Source organism: Qipengyuania gaetbuli (assembly GCF_009827315.1).
In the GTDB taxonomy this organism is placed as follows: Bacteria; Pseudomonadota; Alphaproteobacteria; order Sphingomonadales; family Sphingomonadaceae; genus Qipengyuania; species Qipengyuania gaetbuli.
Genome location: NZ_WTYF01000003.1, coordinates 237,466 through 258,471, shown reverse-complemented (window position 1 = coordinate 258,471; position 21,006 = coordinate 237,466). Strand labels below are relative to the sequence as shown.

General features: G+C 65.1%; 17 protein-coding genes. 4 read left to right on the top strand and 13 right to left on the bottom strand.

Annotation, left to right across the window (positions count from 1 at the left end; all coding sequences use genetic code 11):
* Nucleotides 1-92 precede the first annotated feature (92 nt).
* The 3 genes from maiA (at nucleotide 93) to GRI42_RS01400 (ending at nucleotide 2,874) form a co-directional block, all read left to right on the top strand.
* Nucleotides 93-734, top strand: a complete 642-nt coding sequence (gene maiA, locus GRI42_RS01410; RefSeq protein WP_160606504.1) for a maleylacetoacetate isomerase — start codon at nucleotides 93-95, stop codon at nucleotides 732-734.
* Between the two features lie 5 nt (nucleotides 735-739).
* The gene (locus GRI42_RS01405; protein WP_160606283.1) at nucleotides 740-1,750 is read left to right on the top strand and encodes a fumarylacetoacetate hydrolase family protein; all 1,011 of its coding nucleotides are present in this window, start codon (nucleotides 740-742) and stop codon (nucleotides 1,748-1,750) included.
* A gap of 71 nt (nucleotides 1,751-1,821) precedes the next feature.
* Nucleotides 1,822-2,874, top strand: coding sequence for a glycosyltransferase (locus GRI42_RS01400; protein ID WP_160606282.1), 1,053 nt, complete (start codon nucleotides 1,822-1,824; stop codon nucleotides 2,872-2,874).
* Here GRI42_RS01400 and GRI42_RS01395 read toward each other — a convergent pair.
* Genes GRI42_RS01395 through GRI42_RS01370 form a run of 6 tightly spaced genes read right to left on the bottom strand, consistent with a single transcriptional unit; the run spans nucleotide 2,871 to nucleotide 10,323 of the window.
* The gene (locus tag GRI42_RS01395) at nucleotides 2,871-4,004 is read right to left on the bottom strand and encodes a tetratricopeptide repeat protein (RefSeq protein WP_160606281.1); all 1,134 of its coding nucleotides are present in this window, start codon (nucleotides 4,002-4,004) and stop codon (nucleotides 2,871-2,873) included. The two genes, GRI42_RS01400 and GRI42_RS01395, sit on opposite strands and share 4 nt — an antisense overlap.
* Nucleotides 4,001-6,211, bottom strand: a complete 2,211-nt coding sequence (locus GRI42_RS01390; RefSeq protein WP_160606280.1) for a GumC family protein — start codon at nucleotides 6,209-6,211, stop codon at nucleotides 4,001-4,003. The genes GRI42_RS01395 and GRI42_RS01390 overlap by 4 nt, the downstream gene beginning before the upstream one ends.
* The gene (locus GRI42_RS01385; protein ID WP_160606279.1) at nucleotides 6,208-6,921 is read right to left on the bottom strand and encodes a polysaccharide biosynthesis/export family protein; all 714 of its coding nucleotides are present in this window, start codon (nucleotides 6,919-6,921) and stop codon (nucleotides 6,208-6,210) included. Before GRI42_RS01385 ends, GRI42_RS01390 begins: the two co-directional genes overlap by 4 nt.
* Complete coding sequence (locus GRI42_RS01380) at nucleotides 6,921-8,294, bottom strand: O-antigen ligase family protein (RefSeq protein ID WP_160606278.1); 1,374 nt, start codon at nucleotides 8,292-8,294, stop codon at nucleotides 6,921-6,923. Before GRI42_RS01380 ends, GRI42_RS01385 begins: the two co-directional genes overlap by 1 nt.
* A gap of 59 nt (nucleotides 8,295-8,353) precedes the next feature.
* The gene (locus GRI42_RS01375; RefSeq protein WP_160606277.1) at nucleotides 8,354-9,517 is read right to left on the bottom strand and encodes an acyl-CoA dehydrogenase family protein; all 1,164 of its coding nucleotides are present in this window, start codon (nucleotides 9,515-9,517) and stop codon (nucleotides 8,354-8,356) included.
* 44 nt (nucleotides 9,518-9,561) lie between these two features.
* Nucleotides 9,562-10,323: a crotonase/enoyl-CoA hydratase family protein gene (locus tag GRI42_RS01370; protein WP_160606276.1), complete on the bottom strand. Its 762-nt coding sequence runs from the start codon at nucleotides 10,321-10,323 to the stop codon at nucleotides 9,562-9,564.
* 114 nt (nucleotides 10,324-10,437) lie between these two features.
* Here GRI42_RS01370 and GRI42_RS01365 point away from each other — a divergent pair, with 114 nt between their 5' ends.
* Nucleotides 10,438-11,706, top strand: a complete 1,269-nt coding sequence (locus GRI42_RS01365) for an acetyl-CoA C-acetyltransferase (RefSeq protein WP_160606275.1) — start codon at nucleotides 10,438-10,440, stop codon at nucleotides 11,704-11,706.
* 12 nt (nucleotides 11,707-11,718) lie between these two features.
* Here the strand turns inward: GRI42_RS01365 and cysN are convergent, their stop codons facing one another.
* The 7 genes from cysN to GRI42_RS01330 all read right to left on the bottom strand — a co-directional run bounded on the left by cysN (nucleotide 11,719) and on the right by GRI42_RS01330 (nucleotide 20,971).
* The gene (gene cysN / locus GRI42_RS01360) at nucleotides 11,719-13,626 is read right to left on the bottom strand and encodes a sulfate adenylyltransferase subunit CysN (RefSeq protein ID WP_160606274.1); all 1,908 of its coding nucleotides are present in this window, start codon (nucleotides 13,624-13,626) and stop codon (nucleotides 11,719-11,721) included.
* Nucleotides 13,626-14,534 carry a sulfate adenylyltransferase subunit CysD gene (gene cysD, locus GRI42_RS01355; RefSeq protein WP_160606273.1) on the bottom strand — a complete coding sequence of 303 codons (909 nt, stop codon included), beginning with the start codon at nucleotides 14,532-14,534 and terminating at the stop codon, nucleotides 13,626-13,628. The genes cysN and cysD overlap by 1 nt, the downstream gene beginning before the upstream one ends.
* A gap of 142 nt (nucleotides 14,535-14,676) precedes the next feature.
* Nucleotides 14,677-16,080, bottom strand: coding sequence for an alpha-amylase family glycosyl hydrolase (locus GRI42_RS01350; protein ID WP_160606272.1), 1,404 nt, complete (start codon nucleotides 16,078-16,080; stop codon nucleotides 14,677-14,679).
* Complete coding sequence (locus tag GRI42_RS01345) at nucleotides 16,077-17,414, bottom strand: sugar porter family MFS transporter (RefSeq protein ID WP_234033755.1); 1,338 nt, start codon at nucleotides 17,412-17,414, stop codon at nucleotides 16,077-16,079. Before GRI42_RS01345 ends, GRI42_RS01350 begins: the two co-directional genes overlap by 4 nt.
* Nucleotides 17,415-17,416: 2 nt before the next feature.
* The gene (locus GRI42_RS01340) at nucleotides 17,417-18,304 is read right to left on the bottom strand and encodes an ROK family protein (protein WP_160606270.1); all 888 of its coding nucleotides are present in this window, start codon (nucleotides 18,302-18,304) and stop codon (nucleotides 17,417-17,419) included.
* Entirely contained in the window at nucleotides 18,301-19,836 is a 1,536-nt protein-coding gene (locus GRI42_RS01335) for an MFS transporter (protein ID WP_160606269.1), read from the bottom strand. Before GRI42_RS01335 ends, GRI42_RS01340 begins: the two co-directional genes overlap by 4 nt.
* A gap of 103 nt (nucleotides 19,837-19,939) precedes the next feature.
* Nucleotides 19,940-20,971 carry a LacI family DNA-binding transcriptional regulator gene (locus GRI42_RS01330; protein WP_160606268.1) on the bottom strand — a complete coding sequence of 344 codons (1,032 nt, stop codon included), beginning with the start codon at nucleotides 20,969-20,971 and terminating at the stop codon, nucleotides 19,940-19,942.
* Nucleotides 20,972-21,006 lie beyond the last annotated feature (35 nt).

The window sequence follows — 21,006 nt, the reverse complement described above, 5'->3', positions numbered from 1 at the left end:
GCAACCCGCGCAAAAGCAGGCTCTGGCACGCCCGGCGCTTTTTCCGCCTGGACCGTGTTCCATCTGTTCCAAGCTGTAGGAGAGGCCGCATGATGAAGCTGCATGGCTACTACCGCTCGTCGACCAGCTATCGCCTGCGCATCGCGCTGGAACTGAAGGGGCTGGATTACGAATACGTGCCGGTGAACCTGCTGACTTCGGAGCAGAAGGGCCAAGCCTTCACCAGCCGCAATCCGTTCGGCTCGGTCCCGCTGCTCGAAGCCGACGGGCGCGACCGCGCGCAGTCGATGGCGCAGCTCGAATGGCTGGACGAGGCCTATCCCGAAAACCCGCTGCTGCCGGCGGACGTCGAAGACCGCTACACCGCGCGCGAACTGGCCTATGCCATCGCCACAGAACTCCACGCGCCGCTGAACCTGCCGGTGCTCAAGTACCTCGCCAATGAATACGGCAAGTCGCAGGACGAGATCGGCGTGTGGTACCGCCACTGGCTCGCCCGCACGCTCGAACCGCTCGAAGCGCGGCTTGCGCAGCTGGGAACGGGCGACTTCCTGTTCGACAGGCCCGGCTTCTTCGAGGTCTGCCTGTTGCCGCAGGTCTACAATGCGCAGCGCTTCGCTTTCGACTTTGGCGCCATGCCCCACATCACCCGGATCGAGCAGGCCTGCCTTGCCCTGCCCGCCTTCAAGCGGGCGCATCCGGACAACCAGATAGACAATCCTGAGAGGAACTGACCGACATGAAGCTCGCCACAATCAAGGACGGAACCCGCGACGGCAAGCTGGTGGTCGTCTCCAAGGACCTGACGCGCTACTGCGCCGCCGACAACATCGCCCCGACGCTGCAGGCCGCGCTCGACAATTGGGACGAGATCGCGCCCAGGCTCGAAGCGCTTTACATCGATGTCGAACACCAGGTCGTGCCGTGCGAACGCTTCCACGAGCGCGAGGCGCATTCGCCGCTGCCGCGGGCCTACCAGTGGGCCGACGGCTCGGCCTACATCAACCACGTCGAACTGGTCCGCAAGGCGCGCGGCGCGGAAGTGCCGGAGAGCTTCTACCACGACCCGCTGATGTACCAGGGCGGCAGCGACAGCTTCCTCGCCCCGCGCGACGATATCCCGCTTGGCGACACCAAGTGGGGCTGCGACATGGAAGGCGAAGTCGCCGTCATCACCGACGACGTGCCGATGGGCGTCACGTCCGAGGAAGCAGCAGGGCACATCAAGCTGGTCATGCTGGTCAACGACGTGTCCCTTCGCGGCCTGATCCCGGGCGAACTGGCCAAAGGCTTCGGCTTCTTCCAGTCCAAGCCTGCCAGCGCCTTCTCGCCGGTCGCCGTCACGCCGGACGAGCTGGGCGATGCCTGGTCGGGCAATGTCATCCACCTGCCGCTGATGGTCGATTACAACGGCCAGCCCTTCGGCCGTGCCAATGCGGGCGTCGATGCGACCTTCAGCCTCGCCGATCTGGTGGCCCATGCCGCCAAGACACGGAACCTGTGCGCAGGCAGCATCATCGGCTCAGGCACCGTCTCGAACCAGGGCCCCGATGGCGATCCGGGCAAGCCGGTCGCAGAAGGCGGCCTCGGCTACAGCTGCATCGCGGAAATCCGCATGATCGAAACGATCGCGGACGGCGAAGCCAAGACCCCCTTCATGAAGCCGGGCGACACGGTGCGCGTCGAAATGCGCGACGCGGAAGGCCACTCCATCTTCGGCGCGATCGAACAGAAAGTGGTGGAGGCCTGAGTAGCCTCTCCCCCCTCGCGGGCAAGCGGATCGGCCTGCTGTCCTCGTGGGTCTCGCGCCGCAATGGCGGCGTGTTCGAAGCGGTGATCGGGCAGGCGCAGATGTTGCGCGCCCTCGGCGCGGTGCCGGTCGTTATTGGCGTGCGCGATGCAGCGAGCGAGGAGGACCGCTGGCGTTTCGGCGATGCCGAGGTGCTGCTGGCCGAACCGCGCGGACCGCAGGCGCTGGGTTTTGCGGCGGACCTGGACGCCCTCGTGGCGGGCGCAGGGCTCGACCTCCTCCACCTGCATGGCCTCTGGCAGTATCCCAGCCATGTGGCGGGCCGCTTTGCCCGGACAACGGGAAAGCCGCTAGTCATCAGTCCGCACGGCATGCTCGATCCGTGGATCACCTCTCGCAATGCGTGGAAGAAGCACGCAGCACGCGTCCTGTGGGAGCGCGAGGCATGGTCTTCGGCCAGCGCTTTCCACGCCCTCACCGAAGCGGAAGCCCGCGACATCGCTGCCGAAACCGGCGCTTCGCGGATCGATATCGTGCCCAACGCCGCCCCGCCCATGTCGGGGGCGCAAATGGACAAGCGCCCGCCGATGGCGCTCTACCTCGGGCGGATCCACCCCAAGAAGAACCTGACTGCCCTCGTCGATGCATGGCTACAGGTGCGCGATCGCCTGCCCGCCGATGCAGTGCTGACGGTAGCCGGATGGGGCGACGACGAGGGGATAGCGGCGCTGGAAAGCGCGATGCCGCAAGGCGGCGCATCGGGTATCGAGATCGTGGGTACGGCCTTCGGATCGCAGAAAGCGGCGCTGCTCGACCTCGCTCGTTTCCTCGTGCTTCCCTCGCAAAGCGAAGGCCTGCCGATGGCGGTGCTCGAAGCATGGGCGGCAGGCGTGCCCACGCTGATGAGCGAGGCCTGCCATTTGCCCGAAGGATTTGCTGCAGGCGCGGCCATCGACTGCGGTACCGGTAGCGACACAATCGCCGCCGCGCTGCTCGCAGCTTTTGCCATGCCCGATAGCGAATGGGATGCGATGTCCCTTGCGGCGCGGAATCTCGCTTCGGGTCCGTTCTCGCAGGCCAGCGTCGCGAAGCGCTGGGAGGCCGCCTACGCTGCGCTGCTCTAGTCGCCTTGCCCCACCCGCTGGAGGCGCACATTGTCCAGCGTCACGGTGCCGCTACCGGGACGCAGCCAGATGCTGAAGACTTCGTCCTCGCACCCCTTTGCGCGCAGCAATTGGCCACGCGCCAGCGCACCGCCTGCCTGAGACGGCCTTTCGGGCTGGCCGCAATCGAGCGAGGCGAGCAGCGTATCGCTCTGCGAACCCGCGACGCTGGCAAATGCCCGGTACTCGCCCGCTTCCAAGGCCACCGGCTGCGAGAGGACGAGCCGCGTCACGCTGGTCCGGTTGGTCAGTTCCACCGCCCCGCCCACTGCCGCGATGCGGACACCGCCCGACCCGTGCCGCCGCCAGCCGAACAGCGCATCCTCGCCCAGCTTGTCGAAGGCCGGATCGGCCAGCAACTGCCCGTTGGAAGCTCCGGAACACTGAGCCCGCTGGAGAGCCTGCGCATCGGCGCGGTAATTGCGTCGGGCCAGCTCGCGTACCAGCGGGTCGATCCGCGCACAGCCGAGCGGAATGGCTCCGGCATTGCGGGTCAGGAATGCCGCCCGCTCGCGCAGGACGGCCGCATCCTGCCCTTCGGCGCGCAGATAGGCATCGGTCCAGAGCGACTGCGTGCCGAGCCGCCGGGCAAGTTCCGCCCTGCCTTCCTCGCGCGATTCCATGATTGCGAACAGCCCGTCGAGGACGCGGGTTTCCGGATGAACCCTCAAGAGGATGTCGAAATGGCGCGCGGCATCGGCGACACGGCCCTCGTCCATCGCGATCGCCGTGAACGCGCCCTGCGCCAGCGGCTCGCGTGCGCTGATCGCGGCCGCGACCTTCATCGCTTCCCCGCCCAGGGCCTCGTCGCCGCTTGCATAGGCTGCCGCGCCAAGGAAGGCCGGACCGCGCGCATCGGCAGGATCCGCGAGGATCGCCTCGCGCGCCGAGGCCGCCGCAAGGTCCAGCTCCCCCGCAACCAGGTGCCGTGCGGCAGTCACCCGGGCGGCATCGGCGCGGAATGGTGCCGGGACGAGGCGCTCGTCGCCGGGCTGGTGCGAACTCAGCCGGTCGAAGCCGGAGAAGAGCGCAAGGGCAGCGAAGAGGGCGATGCCGAGCGTTGCCGGCCAGCGCCCCCGCAGCATCGTCATGCCGCGCCGCGTCCTTCCTTGTCGGTGTAGGAATAGTAGTCGTAGCCGTAATAGGCGGAGTACCGGTTGCCCGAGCGGCTGGGATCGAACTTGGCCAGCGCCGCGCCGAGGATGGTCGGCTCCATCGAGCGCAAGCGCCGCAGGGCAGCCTTCAGCGCGCCGCTATGCCCGCGCTCTGCCTCTACCACGAAGATCGTGCCATCGGCGATGGCGGCGAGCATCGGCGCATCGGCAAGGCCGAGGATCGGCGGGCTGTCGACGATGACGACGCCGTAACGCTGGCTGAAGCTTTCGAGCAGCTGGGCCATGCGCGGGGAGGACAGAAGTTCCGTCGGGCTGGGCGGCAGCGGGCCTGCCGGAAGCAGGTCGAACTCGGTCTCGCCATGCTTGACGCGGGTCGCCACATCGCCCGGCTCGCCCTGTGCGATCAGCAGGTCGGTCAGGCCACGCTCACTGCTGATGCCCACCAGCTTGTGCAGCGCAGGTCGGCGAAGGTCGGCATCGATCAGCAGCGGCGCAATACCGATGCGGGCGAGGCCCGCGGCAATGGCGAAGCTGGTCGTGCTCTTGCCTTCGGCCGCCTGAGCACTGGTGACCACGATGACCTTCGGCAGGCCGGTCGGCGTCGAATAGAGCAACGCCCCGCGCATCGAGTTGTAGGCTTCCGCAATCGGCGATTTCGGCTCCGCCAAGGCTTCGAGCGGGGACTGGCCTTCCGCCCGCGGCACCACGCCGAGCAGCGAAAGGCCGAGCTTCTCTTCCACGTCCTCGGGCGTGTGGATCACATCGTCCAACTGGTCGCGCAGGAAGATCGCGATACCCGCGAGGGCAAGGCCGATCAGCAGGCCGATGGCGAGATTGCGCGGCAGGCTGGGCGACGACGGGTCTCCGGGTACTTCGGCGCGGTCGATGATGGTGATGTTGCTCGAGGCGATACCCGCCGAGGCGTTCAGTTCGCGGTAGCGCTGGAGCAGGCCATCGTAGATCGAACGGGCCGTATCCGCCTCGCGCGCGAGGACGTTGTAGCGCACCGACTGGTCCTGTTCGGCAAGCGTGGCACCGCGCGCCTGGCTGACCTGCCCTTCCAGCCGCTTCTCCGCAGCTTCCGCAGCGAGGTATTCGGACCGGATCGACTGGCGCACCTCGTTCGCGGTTCGGGTCAGCTGGCCATTGACGGCGGCAAGGTCGCCTTCGAGCCGCGAGGTGGCGGGATGGCCTGCAAGATAGCGTTCGCGCGCGACCTGCAATTCGCTTTCAAGCTGCGCGCGGCGGGTCATCAGGGCCTGGATCGTCGGATTGGACAGGACCGGCTGCGACGAGAGGAGCGGGGCATTCCTCACCGCGTCCCAGCGCGACTGGGCGGCAATGCGTGCCTCGCGCGCGCGGATCGCAGCCTGGTTGTATTGCAGCAGGCTGGACGATGTGACCGTGCCGGCGGCCAGTTCCGGCCCCGTTGGCGCAAAGGCATCGCGCGTACGGATAAGACCCGTCTGGCGCGCGTAATCGTTGAGCGCGGCTTCCGACTGTTCGAGCGAGGCGCGCGCTTCTTCCAGCTGCTCGGCCACGAAATTGCGGGCGTAGGCCGAACTGTCGAACCGCCGCTGCAGGTTCTGCTGGATGAATTCTTCCGCAAAGGCATTGGCGATGCGCGCCGTGATTTCCGCATCGGTGCTGGAGAATGCAACCAGCGCGATGCGCGTCGACCGGCGCAGTTCGACCGCCGTGTTGTCCTGCAGCAGGTCGATCGCCAGCTTGCGCTTCTCGCGCTCTTCCGTCGGCACGGACTGCGGCGCGACTTCCATCGCGCCGAAGAATCGCTCGTCATTGGCAAGGTCGAGGCCGTCGGCCACCCGCTCCGCCAATGCGCGGCTGCGCAGAACGTCGAGCTGCGTGTTGAGGAAGCGGTCGATGTCCCAGTCGGACGGCGGGGCGATCTGGGTTTCGAATTCGCCGCCCAGCACTTCGTCGCTCTGGTCGTTGATCTGGACGCTGGACGTCGCGGTGAAGCGCGGCGTGTCGAGCATGGTGACCACCAGCGCCAGAGCGATGGCCGCACCAACGATGCCCACCGCCATCCAGGCGTACCGGCGGATCGCGCCCAGCACCGCGCGGATCGCGGCGCTGATGCCGTTTTCGCCCGATGCGGCATAGGCGGCCGCATAGCGGTCACGCACGGTGGGCATGGCAGGAAGCGTCTGTTCGGTCATCCGATGGGCCTGAAGATGCCGAATACGGGCAAGGCGCGCAGGACATCCTGCCACGCGCCGCGGATGCTGGAATATCCGACCACCACGACATCGCCGGGGACGAGCGCAACGTCGGGCATCCGGCCGCCGCGGATGGCCCGCAGGTCGAAGCGGCCTGCCTGCCGCTGCCCGTCGACGGTGCGGAAAATCATCACCTCGTCGAGCTTGGCTGTTTCCGTCGGGCTACGCGCAAGGGCCAGGGCCGACAGCAGAGTCTGCCCCTCTGCATAAGGGAAGACGCCGGGCTGCTCGACCTCGCCTTCAACGGCAATGGTGCGGCCTCGCCCCTGCTTGACAAGGACAGTGACGCGGGGATCGCGCAGGTAATTGGTCGCGTAGGCGGCCTCCACCGCGGCAGCGAGTTCGGCGGCGCTAAGGCCTACCGCCCGAACCTCTCCCACCAACGGCAGCGTCACATTGCCCGCATTGTCGAGCGCGACCTCTTCCACCGAGAGTTCGGGTTCATCGAAGACCCGAACCGACACCACATCGCCGGGCGAAAGGGTGTAGCGGCTCGGCAGGGTCGCGGCGGGTTCGACTGCCACCGCATCGTATCCGGCCTGTCCGGCAGGAACCACCGGATCGAGCGGCGCCTGACAGGCCGTGAGGCCCAGCACGCAGGCAAACGCGATTGCGTGCTGTCCGCCTGCCGTCTGCAAGAGCCGTCTCATCAATCCTGTTCCGTTTCCCGTCGGGCCCGGAAGGGCGGCCTGACTGGGCCAAGGAGCCCGGCCGCCACCCCTGCAAGGCAGGCGATCGCCATGTTTCGCAAGGGGTAATCCACGAGGGAATGCAGCGCAATGACGCCAAGCACGCCAAGGGCAAAGAACTGTGGAGTGCGCTCTTCGGGCGGCTCGCGCAGGGCCATGCGGACCAGCGAGACCAGCAGAACGGCACCAAGCACGAGCAGGACGGGAGCGACTATGCCCATCTCGAGCAGAAGTTCGAGATAATCGTTGTGTGCCCGGTTGATCGAGGGTGGCGCGAAGCTCTCGAAACTCTCGTAAGGCGTGAAAGCCACCGGAAAGGTCCCCACGCCGCTACCGATGGGGAAATAGGCCTCGATGGCGGCCAACGTATCGCGCCAGACCAGTAGCCGTGCATCGCTCGTGACGTCGAAGCGCGATGCAACGCCTGCCAGCCGCTGGTTGCCTGCCAGAACGAGCGGGAGGGCCAGCAAGAGCAGGACGATACCCGCAGCGCCCCGTGCAGCCCACTTAGGGGCACTGCCCATCCCCACCGGCGCAAGGATGGCGGAGTTGAGCGCCAGCACCGGCAGGATCAGCAGGATCCCTGCACGCGAGCCCGTCAGCACTGCGGCCAGAAGCAGGACGGCCTGCCCCGCCAGCAGTACAGGCACACGGCGGCGCGCGATGGCAGGCGGCATCGCTTTGCCGGCAAACCACGCGCTCAGCGCCAGCGATCCGATGAGCAGCACGTCCACGGCTGCATTGCGATTGGAATGGAAGCCCGTCAGCCACCCGCGATGGCTCTTCTCGTAGAGCTGGAAAGCCCCCTCGCTTCCCGCCAGTTGCAGCGCGCCGAGTACAGCGCTTGCGATGGCGACGAGCGCGATTGTCAGCACCACGGCCCGGCGGTCCCGCGAGCCGAGCGTTGCGGTCGCCCACATGAGGCCAACGGCAGGGACCAGCGCCAGCAGCCCTGCCAGCGTGCGCGGTGCGCTGATGGTCAGCGGTCGCCAGCTGTCCTGCGCCCCGACCAGCGCCAGCGAGGCGGCTTCAAGCTCCCGGCCCGGCAGCGCCTGCCAGATCGCAGGCGGCAGCGGCACGAGCTGGACAAGAGGGACTGCGAGCAGCGCGCAGCCGAGGACCACCAATTGCCGGGGTACCTGCCCGGCAGGAGCACTTTCGCCGCGTCGCGCCCACCACAGCCAGGCGATAGCGGCCCCGACGAAACCGATCTGGACGATGATTTCGGCCTTGGGACTGGGCGATCCGCCCCCACCCAGCACCATGGCCCAGGCAAGGAAGCCGGCGACCAGCAGGCCGTGATGCGAAACCGATAATGGAGCGCGCCTGTGCAAGAGCCCCTCCCCGAATTCCCTGGGACCAGATCACTAGCCCCAAGGATCGAGGCAGAACACTACATCGAGCGCGCAATCACCATTTTCATGACTTCGTTCGACCCGCCGAAAATGCGGGTGATGCGGCTGTCACGATACATGCGCGCGATCGGGTAGTCGTTGATGAAGCCTGCACCGCCATGGAACTGGAGGCACTTGTCGACCACTTCACCCTGCAGCTCGGTGACCCAGTACTTGGCCATGCAGGCCGTATCGACACTGAGTTCGCGCTTGAGGTGCTTTTCGATGCAATCGTTGACGAAAATCCGTGCCGCAGTCGCGCGCGCCTTCAGATCGGCCATCACGAACTGCGTGTTCTGGAAGTCCCAGATAGTCTGGCCGAAAGCCTTGCGCGACTTGACGAATTCCATCGTGGTCTCGAGCGCCTTCTCGATCCCGGTCATCGCGCCCATGGCGATGATCAGGCGTTCCTGCGGCAGTTCGCCCATCAGCTGGTAGAAGCCTTTGCCTTCCACACCGCCGAGTACGTTTTCCGCCGGGACGAAGACATCGTCGAAGAACAGTTCGGAGGTATCGGCCGCGTCCAGCCCGATCTTGTCGAGCTTCTTGCCGCGCTGGAAGCCCTCGGCCCCTTCCGTCTCGAGCAGCATGAGCGAAATGCCCTTGGCGCGCTCGTTCGGGTCGGTCTTGGCGACGACGATGATGAAATCGGCCGTCTGCCCGTTGGAAATATAGGTCTTGGCCCCGTTGATGCGATAGCCATTGCCGTCCTTCAGCGCTGTCGTGGTGACGCTCTGGAGGTCGGACCCCACGCCCGGCTCGGTCATGGCGATGGCGCTGACGAGCTCGCCGGTGACCAGCTTGGGCAGGTACTTCTTCTTCTGCTCTTCGGTGCCGTGGCGCACGAGGTAGGGCAGGATCACCGTGTTGTGCAGGCTGGCGGCAAAGCCTTCGACGCCGTGCTTGGCCTGCTGGTCAATCACCACCATGTCATGGCGGAAGTCGCCGCCATGGCCGCCGTATTCCTCCGGCACCGACACGCCGAGCAGGCCCGCCTCGCCCGCCTCGCGCCAGAAATCGCGTTCGACCTGGCCTTCCTCGCGCCATTTGAGCACGCGCTTTTCAGGGGCATGCTGCTGGTAGAACTTGCCCACGGCATCGGCGAAGATCGAGATTTCCTCGTCGTCCATGAAAGCGGGCTGGGGTACGTCGATGACGGGCATTCCGGGGGTTCCTCTCTCGTGTCGTTCTATCGCTCTTTAGGGTCTTACTTGCCCTTCCAGTTCGGCTTGCGCTTCTCGGCAAAGGCGGCGGCGCCTTCGCGTGCGTCTTCGGAAACGAAGACGGGCGCGATCAGCTGGGCCTGGCGATTGTAGCGTTCGTCCATCGGCCAGCCGCGCGATTCCTTGATGATCTGCTTGGACACGCGGACCGCAAGCGGGCCGTTGGCAACGATCCGGTCGGCCAGCTCGCGCGCACCGATCAGCGCCGAACCATCGACCACGCGGTTGATGAGGCCGAGTTCATATGCGCGGTCCGCGCCGATGAAATCGCCGGTCAGCGCCAGTTCCATGGCAACGCGTTCGGGGATCTGGTCGGGCAGCATCATCACGCCGCCGGCTGCCGCTACGAGGCCGCGCTTGGCTTCGGGGATGCCGAACTTGGCTTCCTTGTTCGCCACCACGAGATCGCAGGCGATCATCAGTTCGAGCCCGCCGGCCAGCGCATAGCCTTCGACGGCCGCGATCAGCGGCTTCTTGGGTGGGGCCTGCACCACGCCGCCAAAGCCGCGACCTTCGATGCTGGGCGATTCGCCACGCAGGAATCCCTTGAGGTCCATGCCCGAACAGAAGGTGCCGCCAGCGCCGGTCAGGATGCCGACGCGCAGGTCGTCATCCGCGTCGAGACGGTCCATCGCCGCAGCGATTCCCTCGGCAGCAGCCTTGTTCATGGCGTTCTTGGCTTCGGGACGGTTGATCGTGACAATCAGGACGCCGTTGTCGACCTCGGTCAGCACTTCCTCGGACATCTCGCTCTCTCCATTGCAAACTGAAACTGTTCTTGCGCCCTTGCTGCTTGAGGTTTACGCAAACGTCAACCGGCAAAAGCCGCAAGATTCGACAAGACGAGAGAGGATCAAGCCATGTCCGAAGCCTATATCATCGACGCCGTCCGCACTCCGCGCGGAATCGGCAAGCAGGGCAAGGGCGCGCTGGCCGCAATGCATCCGCAGCACCTCGCCGCGACCTGCCTGAAGGCGATCAAGGACCGCAACCATCTCGACACCAAGACCGTCGACGACGTGATCTGGTCGGTTAGCACGCAGGACGGCATGCAGGCGGGCGACATGGGCCGCATGGCCGCGCTCGATGCAGGCTACGACATCACCTCCTCCGGTACGACGCTCGACCGCTTCTGCGGCGGCGGGATCACTTCGGTCGCCCTGGCTGCAGCGCAGGTGATGAGCGGCATGGAAGATTGCGTCGTGGCAGGCGGCACCGAAATGATGAGCCTTACCGCCCAGATGTCGAAGGAAAAGATGGCCGCGGGCCTGCGCCCTCCGATGATGGGCAGCTATAACGAGCGCCTGATGCGCACCCACCCGCAGAGCCACCAGGGCGTGTGCGGCGATGCCATCGCCACGATGGAAGGCTTCACCCGCGAGGAACTGGACGAGGTCGGCTATCGCAGCCAGCAGCGCGCTGCGCGGGCGATTGCGGAGAACCGGTTTGCGAAGTCGGTCGTGCCCGTGGTCGACGACGACGGCAATGTCGTGCTCGACCGCGAGGAATACCCGCGCCCCGAAACCACCATGGAGGGCCTCGGCCAGCTGGAGCCGGCTTTCGCCAAGATCGCCAATGTCCCGCTCGACAAGAACGGCACGACCTTCGCGGGCCTGGTCAATGCCAAGTATTCCGACCTCGAGATCAAGCATTTCCACCACGCGGGCAACAGCTCGGGCGTGGTCGACGGTGCCGCCGCCGTGCTGGTGACCAGCAAGGATTATGCGCAGAAGCACGGCCTCAAGCCGCGTGCCCGCATCGTGGCGACTGCCAATATGGGCGATGACCCCACGCTGATGCTCAACGCGCCGGTCCCCGCCGCGAAGAAGGTGCTGGAAAAGGCCGGCCTGACCAAGGACGACATCGACCTTTACGAAATCAACGAGGCCTTTGCCGTGGTCGCTGCCAAGTTCGTGCGCGACCTCGATCTCGACTGGGACAAGGTCAACGTCAACGGCGGCTCGATCGCTCTCGGCCACCCGATCGGGGCGACCGGTTCGATCCTGATCGGCACGATGGTCGACGAGCTGGAACGCCAGGACAAGCGCTACGGCCTCGTCACCATGTGCGCGGCAGGCGGCATGGCCCCGGCGATCATCATCGAGCGGGTCGACGATTTCGTCGACTGATCCGGCCCTCCCCTATTTGAGGGGCAGGATCTTCGAGATCACGTAGTCGGCAGCCTCTTCCGGGGTCATTTCCACCGTGTTCACGCGGATTTCCGGGTTTTCCGGGACTTCGTAGGGGCTGTCGATGCCGGTGAAATTCTTCAGCTTGCCTTCGCGCGCCTTCTTGTAGAGGCCCTTCACGTCGCGCGCTTCCGCCACTTCGAGCGGGGTGTCGACGTGAATCTCGATAAACTCGCCCTCGCCCATCATGTCGCGGACCAGCTGGCGGTCGGCACGGAACGGGCTGATGAAAGCGGTCAGCACGATAAGGCCTGCATCGGTCATCAGCTTGGCGACTTCGCCGATGCGACGGATGTTCTCGATGCGGTCGCTTTCCGTAAAGCCGAGGTCCTTGTTGAGGCCGTGACGGATGTTGTCGCCGTCCAGCAGGAAAGTGTGGCGGTTCATCATCGCCAGCTTCTTTTCCACTTCGTTGGCGATGGTCGACTTGCCCGAGCCGGACAGGCCCGTGAACCACAGCACGCGCGGCTTCTGGTTCTTCATTGCGGCGTGGTCGTCACGCGTGATGTCGGTCGCCTGCCAGTGCACGTTTTGCGCGCGGCGCAGGGCGAAGTGGATCATCCCCGCCCCGACCGTGCGGTTGGTCAGCTTGTCGACGAGGATATAGCCGCCCAGCGTGCGGTTCTGCTCGTAAGGCTCGAACACGACACGTCGGTCCGTGGTGATTTCGGCAACGCCGATCTGGTTCAGATGCAGCGTCTTGGCCGCGAGGCGGTCCATCGAATTGACGTCGATCTCGAACTTGGGTTCGGCCACGGTCACGCTGACGGTCTGCGTGCCGAGCTTGAGCCAGTAGCCGCGCCCGACGACCAGCGGTTCCTCGTCCATCCAGACGATCGTGCTCTCGAACTGGTCGGCGACCTGCGGCGGACTGTCGGCGGCAGCCAGGACATCGCCGCGCGAGCAGTCGATCTCGTCTTCCAGCGTGAGCGTGACCGACTGGCCCGCGCCTGCTCCGGGAAGATCTCCGTCCATCGTCACGACCGCCTTCACGCGGCTGGTCTTGCCCGAGGGAAGCGAGCGCACTTCGTCGCCCGGCTTCACGCTGCCCGAGGCAATCAGGCCGGAAAATCCGCGGAAATCGAGGTTCGGGCGGTTCACCCACTGCACCGGCATGCGGAACGGGCGCGCGAGATTGGCGTCGCTTCGAACCTCGACCGCTTCCAGGTGCTCCATCAGCGTGGGGCCATCGTACCAGCCGGTATTGCCCGAGCGCGCGGTGATATTGTCGCCCGCAAGGCCCGAAATCGGGATGGCGGTGAAGCCCTCGATACCGATGCTCTGCGCGAAATCCGCATAGTTGGCCACGATCGCGTCATAGGCTGCCCGGTCGTAACCGATCAGGTCCATCTTGTTCACCGCCAGCACGAGATGGCGGATGCCGAGCTGGTGGCACAGGAAGCTGTGGCGGCGCGTCTGCGTCAAAACGCCCTTGCGCGCATCGATCAGGATGACGGCGAGGTCTGCGGTCGAGGCGCCGGTCACCATGTTGCGCGTATATTGTTCGTGGCCCGGGCAGTCCGCGACGATGAACTTGCGGCTCTCGGTCGTGAAGAAGCGGTAGGCGACGTCGATTGTGATGCCCTGCTCGCGTTCGGCAGCGAGACCGTCGACCAAAAGAGCGAAGTCGATCTCCTGCCCCTGCGTCCCCACCCGCTTGCTGTCGCTTTCCAGCGCGGCGAGCTGGTCTTCGAAAATCATGCGGCTGTCGTAGAGCAGGCGTCCGATCAGCGTGGACTTGCCGTCATCGACGCTGCCGCAGGTGATGAAGCGCAGCATCGACTTGTGCTGGTGCTTGTCGAGATAGGCGTCGATGTCCTCCGCGATCAGCGCGTCGGTCTGGTAGGTGGGCTGCGACATCAGAAATAGCCCTCCTGCTTCTTCTTCTCCATCGAGGCATCACCGCCATCCTTGTCGATGACGCGGCCCTGCCGTTCCGACGTGGTGGTCAGCAGCATTTCCTGGATGATCTCGGGCAGCGTCGCCGCCTCGCTCTCCACCGCGCCGGTCAGCGGGAAACAGCCGAGCGTGCGGAAACGGATCGAACGTTCGGTAATCTCGGGTCGGCCGCCCATGACCTTTTCCAACCGTTCGATATCGTCCGCCATGAACAGCCCGCCCTCGTATTCGAAGGTCGGCCGCCGGGCGGAGAAATAGAGCGGCACGATCTCGATGTTTTCGAGATGGATGTATTGCCAGATGTCGAGCTCGGTCCAGTTGGACAGGGGGAAGACACGGATGCTCTCGCCCTTGGCCTTGCGGGCATTGTAGAGGTTCCAGAGTTCGGGGCGCTGGTTCTTGGGGTCCCAGCCATGGCTGGCGGTGCGGAACGAGAAGATGCGCTCTTTCGCGCGGCTCTTTTCCTCGTCGCGGCGCGCGCCGCCGAAAGCGGCATCGAAACCGTATTTGTCGAGTGCCTGCTTCAGCCCTTGCGTCTTCCACATGTCGGTATGGAGGGGGCCATGGTCGAAGGGGTTGATACCCCGCTCCTCGGCTTCCGGATTGCGGTGCACGAGCAGTTCCATGCCGGCATCGCGCGCGCTCTTCTCGCGCAGATCGTACATGTCGCGGAATTTCCAGGTCGTATCGACATGGAGCAGCGGGAACGGCGGCGGCGAAGGGTAGAAGGCCTTTTTCGCCAGGTGCAGCATGACCGCGCTGTCCTTGCCGATCGAATAGAGCATCACCGGCTTGTCCGCCTCCGCCACCACTTCGCGCATGATGTGGATGCTCTCGGCTTCGAGGCGCTGGAGATGGGTAAGGGTCATCGACGGTCGGGCCCGGGGTCTGCGTAATCTCTATCGGCGAGCCTGTGAGATGGCCAGAAGCCTCCCGTCCCGCAAGCGCCATTTGGTCGCCTGCGGGATAGGATTGTTTTCAAGCCGGAAACGGCGAGAGCCGGGAGAGGCCCTATTCGCCCTTGGTCGAAAGCAGGCGGAAACCCCATGCCGGCAGCGTCACGCTGTCGCCTGCCCTCAGCGTCACCTTGTCCGTGCCGCGGAACTCATCATAGGTGCCGGCGGCCAGCCCGTCGGCCAGCTTCGCGGTCACTTCCGAGCCGGAGAAGTTGAACAGGCCGACGACCTTGTTGCCTTCTTCCTGCCGCGCCCATGCCAGCACTTCCTGCGGCCTGTCGGTGACGACCTGGTGCATGCGCGCACCCCACTTGCCGTTTTCGAGCGCGGGGTTCGCCTTGCGGAACGCGATCAGTTCCTTGACCAGCGCTGCGTAGTCGCAGCCCTCGCCCTGGCTCCAGTCGATCGCGTCCTTCTCGAAGAATTCGAGCCGCTTGGCATTGCAGGCCTCCATGCCGTTGTGCACCATGGCGAGCCCTTCGCCGGTGAAGGACAGGGCCGTCATGGCATTCAGCGCGGGGCCGTAGTTTTCGGCCATCGTGCCTTCCCAGGCGTTGCTGTCGTGGTTCTCGATATAGGTCATGCGCATGGCCTGGCGCGGCCACAGGCTCTCGTTCTCGGCGTAATAGCCATAGAAGCTGGTCGCATTTCCCTTGCCCTGCGCCACGTTTTTCGAGGTGACGTGCCAGTCCCAGCCATAGGTCGCGTCGAAGGCCTTGTGGTGCCACGCGGTCTGCTGCACCTCGCCAAGCATGAACACCGGCCGGATCGCCTCGAGGCGCGGCCGCATGGTTTCCCAGAAATCGAGCGGGACATATCCGGCCACGTCGGCGCGGTAGCCGTCGATGCCGAATTCGCGCACCCAGTATTCCATCGCCCCGCCGACGTGTTCGCGCACGCCGGGCTTGGTCCAGTCGAGATCGACGATATCCGACCAGTCCCACCAAGGCGTGGGGCGGAAATCGCCGTCCCAGCTCTTCTCGTACCAGTCGGGATGTTCGGTGCGCAGGGCGTTGTCCCACGCGGTGTGGTTGGCGACGAGGTCGAGGATGACCTTGAACCCTTGCGCGTGCGCGGCATCGACGAAGGCCTTGAGGTCCTCCTTCGTGCCGAATTCCGGGTTCACTCCGTAATAGTCCTGTACCGAATAGGGACTGCCGAGCGTGCCCTTGCGGTTTTCCTTGCCGATCGGGTGGATCGGCATGAGCCACAGCACGTCGACGCCCAGTTCCTTTAGGCGCGGCAGTTCCTCCTGCGCGGCGCGGAAAGTGCCCTCTTCAGTGAACTGGCGGGTGTTGATCTGGTAGAGCACAGCGTCGCGCGCCCATTCCGGGTTCTCGAGCGTGACCACGTCGCGCGGTTCCCACGGGCTGGCTTCAGGCTCTTCGGGCGCATCACCCATGGCGTAGGCTCCGCCAGCCAGTGCAAGAGCGGCGGATGCAGCAATCAGACGTTTCATTCGGAAGCACTCCGGTTCGGGTTGGCAAGTTCGGCGGCGACGTCTTCAAGCGACTTCCCGCGCGTTTCGATCATGGAAATCCGCACCCAGGCGAGCTGCAGAACCATCATCCCGGCAAAGAACAGGAAGATGGTCACAGGCGACACGCTGGCGAGGACGGCCGGCATGACGAGCGTCAGTGCCGCGGCGAACACCCAATGGGTGCCCGCTCCCAGGCTCTGGCCCTTTGCCCGTGCGGCACTGGGAAAGATTTCACTGATGTAGACCCAGATCACCGCACCCTGCCCGACGGCATGGGCGGCGATGAAGGCAAAGATGAAGGGTAGAACCAGGGCGAACTGGCCGCTGGCAAAACCGTAGGCGGTCATCGAAAGCGAGATTATGTACCCGACGCTGCCCAGATACATCAGCGGCTTTCGCCCCGCGCGATCGATCAGGGCGAGACCAACGAAGGTGAAGACAAGGTTCACCGTCCCGATACCGACAGTAGCGAGCAGTGCGGTCGACGCAGCGGCTCCGCTCATTTCGAAGATGCGCGGCGCGTAATAGATGATCGCGTTAATGCCGCTCAACTGGTTGAAGAATGCAATCAGCAAAGCCAGCAGGATGGGACGCCGCAAATGCCCGTCGAAGAACCGCGACCAGGCCATGCTGCGCGCATCCTCCGCCGCTTCCGCTCGGATTGCCGCGAGCGTTTCATCGACCGTGTCTGGATTGATCGAGGCGAGGATTGCCCGCGCCTTTTCCGTCTCGCCACGATTGACGCAAAGCCACCTCGGGCTTTCCGGAATGCCAAAGGTCGCCAGGAGGTAGGCCAGCGCGGGAAGCGTCTCTGCGCCCAGCATCCAGCGCCAGCTGTCCTCGCCCATGCCGCCGATGAGCCAGTTGGATGCAAAGGCAACGAGGATGCCGAAAACGATCATGAACTGAAACAGTGCGACCAGTCGCCCACGGCTCTCGCGCGGGGCGATCTCGGCGATATAGGCGGGTGCGGCAACCGAGCTTGCACCCACGCCGATTCCGCCGACCAGGCGGAAGAACATGAAGCTTGCCGGATCCCATGCCAGCGCCGAACCGATGGCCGAAACAGCGTAAAGCACACCGATCCAGACGAGCGTTTTCTTGCGCCCGAAGCGGTCGGCCGGCCAGCCGCCCAGCAGGGCGCCTACGACCGTACCCCAGAGTGCAGCCGAGATGGCAAGGCCATGCACGGTATCCGACATCTGCCACACCCGCTGCACCGCCTGTTCGGCACCGGAAATCACGGCCGTGTCGAAACCGAATAGAAAGCCTGCCAGTGCAGCGACCAATGCCCAGCTAGAAGCCTTGCCCATCGTCATACCCTCTCCAGCATGCGGCGCCCGAGTTCGATTGCACCGACGATCCCTGCATCATCGCCGAGGCGCGGAGCCACGATGCGATCCGAAAGGTCGCCGTCATAAGCCGGCACGTAACCGCCGAGCTTGGCCCGTGTCTGTTGGCGCAGGCTGTCCATGATCCCGCTCGCCTTCATGACGCCGCCGCCGAATACCAGTCGGTCGGGCATGTGCAGCAGCACGAGCGTCGCAGCGAGATCGGCAAGATAGCCTGCGATGAGCGCGATCTGCTCCCCGCTCGCGCTGGAGAGGTCATGCCCCCAGCGTTCGAGGATCGCCGGACCGCTGGCGAGACCTTCGAGGCAATCGCCATGATAGGGGCAACGCCCGGCGAACTCGTCCCGCGACGGATCGCGGACCGGGCGGATGTGTCCGGCTTCGTAATGCGAAAAACCCGTGAGCGGGCGGCCCAGCTTGACCACGCCGGTTCCGATGCCGGTTCCCACGGTCGTGTAGGCAAGCGTCGAACAGCTGCTGTCGGCGCGATATTCTCCCAGCGCCGCACCGTTCACATCGGTATCGATAGCGACAGGCACCCCGAACCTGTCGAGAGCTTCACAGTAGCTCGCCCCCGGCCAACCCGGTTTCGGGGTAGTGCCGAAGACGCCGTAGTCGGGCGCTTGCGGATCGATCCCGATCGGACCGAAGCTGGCGATCCCGAAAGCCGCGATGGCACCGTGCCTGGCCTGCGCCCCGGCAAACCAGCCGGACATCTCGGCAAGTGTCTCCTCGCCTGCCCTCGTGTCGATCCTGTGGCGCTCGACGAGCTCGCCCTCGGGCGTTGCAAGCGCGAGGACGAATTTGGTCCCCCCGCCCTCGACCGCGCCGATCAGGCCCGTGCCGCTCACGCCGCTACGGCCACTCGCCGCATGGCCAGTGCAGCTATCATCCAGCTTCCGGCCGCAAACAGCATCGTCCACACCGGATCGCCAGGGAAGAACGCCTTCATGATGCTGCCCATGACCGTCGCCACCAGCAATTGGGGGACCACGATGAATATATTGAACAGGCCCATGTAAATGCCGAGCTTGGCCTGCGGCAGCGAGCTTGCGAGGATCGCATAGGGCATGGCCAGGATCGAGGCCCAGGCGATCCCCTTGAGAATTTCGCACACGATCAACAGGTTCGGATCGCGCAGCACGAAATACCCGAGGAAGCCGAGCGCACCGAGCGACAGGCACGTCGTATGCGTCCACGCCTTGCCGATCTTCCTCGACAAGGCAGGCAGCAGGATGAGTGCGGCAACCGCGGCAACACCGTTCTGGACGGTGTAGATCAGGTTCCACCAGTTCGCGCCTTCGTTATAGGCGGCGGTGGTCGGGTCGGCGCTGCCGTAGAAATATTGCGACACGATGGGCCCCGAATAGATCCACATGATGAAGAGCGACGACCAGCTGAAGAACTGGACCACGGCCAGCCGCTTCATCGTGTCTGGCATCCCGCTGAAATCGCCCACGATGCTCGACAGCATGTTGGCGTGCTGGCCCTTCTTCGCCATCGAGATGGCGATCATGCTGAGCAGGCCGTAACCGGCGAGCAGCGCGCCAAGCAGGAGGATTTCCTTCTCCAGCCCGAGCGGGCTCACGCTAAGAGCGACTGCGAGGCCCAGTGCCATCCAGACGGCGGCAGAGGTGTAGGTCTTCGCCGCCAGCGCCCGCACGCTCTGGCCTGCTTCGGCTTCGCGCTCGCTCTCGAAGGCGGCCATTTCCTCGGGGCTGAATTCCTTGGTGGTCACGACCGTCCAGCCGATGGCGACGAACAATGCTGCAGCGCCCGCCCAGAAGCTCCATTTGACCGTGTCGGGAATTTCGCCTGCCGGGGCCACGTTGCTCACGCCGAATTGCTCGAGCAGCCAAGGGAAGATGGCGGCGACGACCGCGCCCGCGCCGATAAAGGCGGTCTGGACCGCGTAGCCGGTTGCATGCTGCGACTTGTCGAGCATGTCGCCGACGAAAGCGCGAAACGGCTCCATCGAGATGTTGAGGCTGGCATCGAGCACCCACAGCAGGGCAGCGGCAAACAGCAACGGCGCGCCGAATGCAGGTGCCAGCGGCATGAGCAGCAGCGAGATCGCGGCCAGCAGCGCACCGGTCATGAAATAGGGCCGGCGGCGGCCGAACCGGTTCCAGGTCTTGTCCGACAGGTGCCCGATGATGGGCTGGACGATCAAGCCGGTAAGCGGTGCAGCGACCCAGAGTGCGGGCAAGTCGTCGAGCGAAGCGCCCACCGTCTGGAAGATGCGGCTCATGTTGGAATTCTGCAGCACGAAGCCGATCTGGATGCCGAAGAATCCGAAGCTGATGTTGGCCAGCTGGCCCCAGCCGACCTGCGGCTTGCGTGTTTCTAGCTGTGCGGTTTCGGCCGCGCTCGTGGTCGCCATGCGAACAGTCCTCTCCCGGCCGGGTCGTCATGCCCGGTCTATCCGGAAGGTGGCTCGCACGAAGCGGGCCTTTGCGCAAACACGTATACGAATACGTAGCGCCTCAGACCGGCGCCGTGCTGCCCCTCGTGACGAGCTTGCCGGGCAGCTTGTGCGGCGGAATTTCGCGCCCTTCGATCTGTGCAAGAAGCGCATCGACCAGCGCCTCCCCGGCCCCCTTGATGTCCTGCATCACCGTTGTCAGCGGCGGGGTGGTGAGGCTGGCGGCAGGAATGTCGTCGAATCCGACCACCGCGATGTCCGCCGGCACCCGCTTGCCCGCTTCGGCAAGCGCGCGCATGGCGCCGATCGCGATGAGGTCGCTCGCGGCGAAAATGGCATCGCAGGCACGGCCGCTGGCAAGCAAGGTCCGGGCTGCGGCATAACCCGCCTCTTCCGTGGTGATCGCAGCGAAGCAGGGCGGCGCGGCAAGGCCAGCCTCTTCCAGAGCGGAGCGCAGCCCCTCGTAGCGGCCGGCAAATTCCGGGCTGGTGTCCCCCGCCTCGCCAAGGAAGACCACGTCACGCCGTCCGGTCTTGAGGAAATGGGCGGCCACCTGCCTGCCGGCATCGACATTGTCGGTCCCCACGGTCGCGCCGCTGGCATCGTGACTGACCGAACCCCAGCGCGCATAATGCGTGCCCTGATCCACCAGCTTCTGAAGCTTGGGCGTGTAAAGCGTGTAGTCGCCATAGCCGAGCAGGATGAGCCCGTCGGCACGGTGGCTATCCTGGTACTTCACGTGCCAATCGTCCTCCATGCGCTGGAACGAGATGAGCAGGTCCAGCCCGCGATCCGCACAGGCCCGCGTGATCGAACCCAGCATGGCAAGGAAGAAGGGATTGATCATGCTCTCGTCGGGCGTCGGGTCCTCGAAGAACAGCAAGGCGATCGTGTTGGAGCGCTGCGAGCGGAGCGAGGATGCGTTTTTGTCGACCGTGTAATTGAGATCCTGCGCGATCTGGCGGATTTTCTCTCGCGTCTGCGCGCTCACGGAACGGTCGCCGCGAAGGGCGCGGCTTACGGTCGGCTGCGATACTCCGGCAGCATAGGCAATGTCGAAACTGGTCGGGCGACCAGTCGGCTTGCGTCCCATCTCTCTCCTCCGGACCGGAGAACCGGTCCACGGCC

Excerpts from the sequence above, each read along its gene's own strand:
- maiA (WP_160606504.1), top strand. The coding sequence starts at position 93 with ATGAAGCTGCATGGCTACTACCGCTCGTCGACCAGCTATCGCCTGCGC.
- GRI42_RS01405 (WP_160606283.1), top strand. The coding sequence starts at position 740 with ATGAAGCTCGCCACAATCAAGGACGGAACCCGCGACGGCAAGCTGGTG.
- GRI42_RS01395 (WP_160606281.1), bottom strand. The coding sequence starts at position 4,004 with ATGACGATGCTGCGGGGGCGCTGGCCGGCAACGCTCGGCATCGCCCTC.
- GRI42_RS01390 (WP_160606280.1), bottom strand. The coding sequence starts at position 6,211 with ATGACCGAACAGACGCTTCCTGCCATGCCCACCGTGCGTGACCGCTAT.
- GRI42_RS01385 (WP_160606279.1), bottom strand. The coding sequence starts at position 6,921 with ATGAGACGGCTCTTGCAGACGGCAGGCGGACAGCACGCAATCGCGTTT.
- GRI42_RS01375 (WP_160606277.1), bottom strand. The coding sequence starts at position 9,517 with ATGCCCGTCATCGACGTACCCCAGCCCGCTTTCATGGACGACGAGGAA.
- GRI42_RS01370 (WP_160606276.1), bottom strand. The coding sequence starts at position 10,323 with ATGTCCGAGGAAGTGCTGACCGAGGTCGACAACGGCGTCCTGATTGTC.
- GRI42_RS01365 (WP_160606275.1), top strand. The coding sequence starts at position 10,438 with ATGTCCGAAGCCTATATCATCGACGCCGTCCGCACTCCGCGCGGAATC.
- cysN (WP_160606274.1), bottom strand. The coding sequence starts at position 13,626 with ATGTCGCAGCCCACCTACCAGACCGACGCGCTGATCGCGGAGGACATC.
- cysD (WP_160606273.1), bottom strand. The coding sequence starts at position 14,534 with ATGACCCTTACCCATCTCCAGCGCCTCGAAGCCGAGAGCATCCACATC.
- GRI42_RS01350 (WP_160606272.1), bottom strand. The coding sequence starts at position 16,080 with ATGAAACGTCTGATTGCTGCATCCGCCGCTCTTGCACTGGCTGGCGGA.
- GRI42_RS01345 (WP_234033755.1), bottom strand. The coding sequence starts at position 17,414 with ATGGGCAAGGCTTCTAGCTGGGCATTGGTCGCTGCACTGGCAGGCTTT.
- GRI42_RS01335 (WP_160606269.1), bottom strand. The coding sequence starts at position 19,836 with ATGGCGACCACGAGCGCGGCCGAAACCGCACAGCTAGAAACACGCAAG.
- GRI42_RS01330 (WP_160606268.1), bottom strand. The coding sequence starts at position 20,971 with ATGGGACGCAAGCCGACTGGTCGCCCGACCAGTTTCGACATTGCCTAT.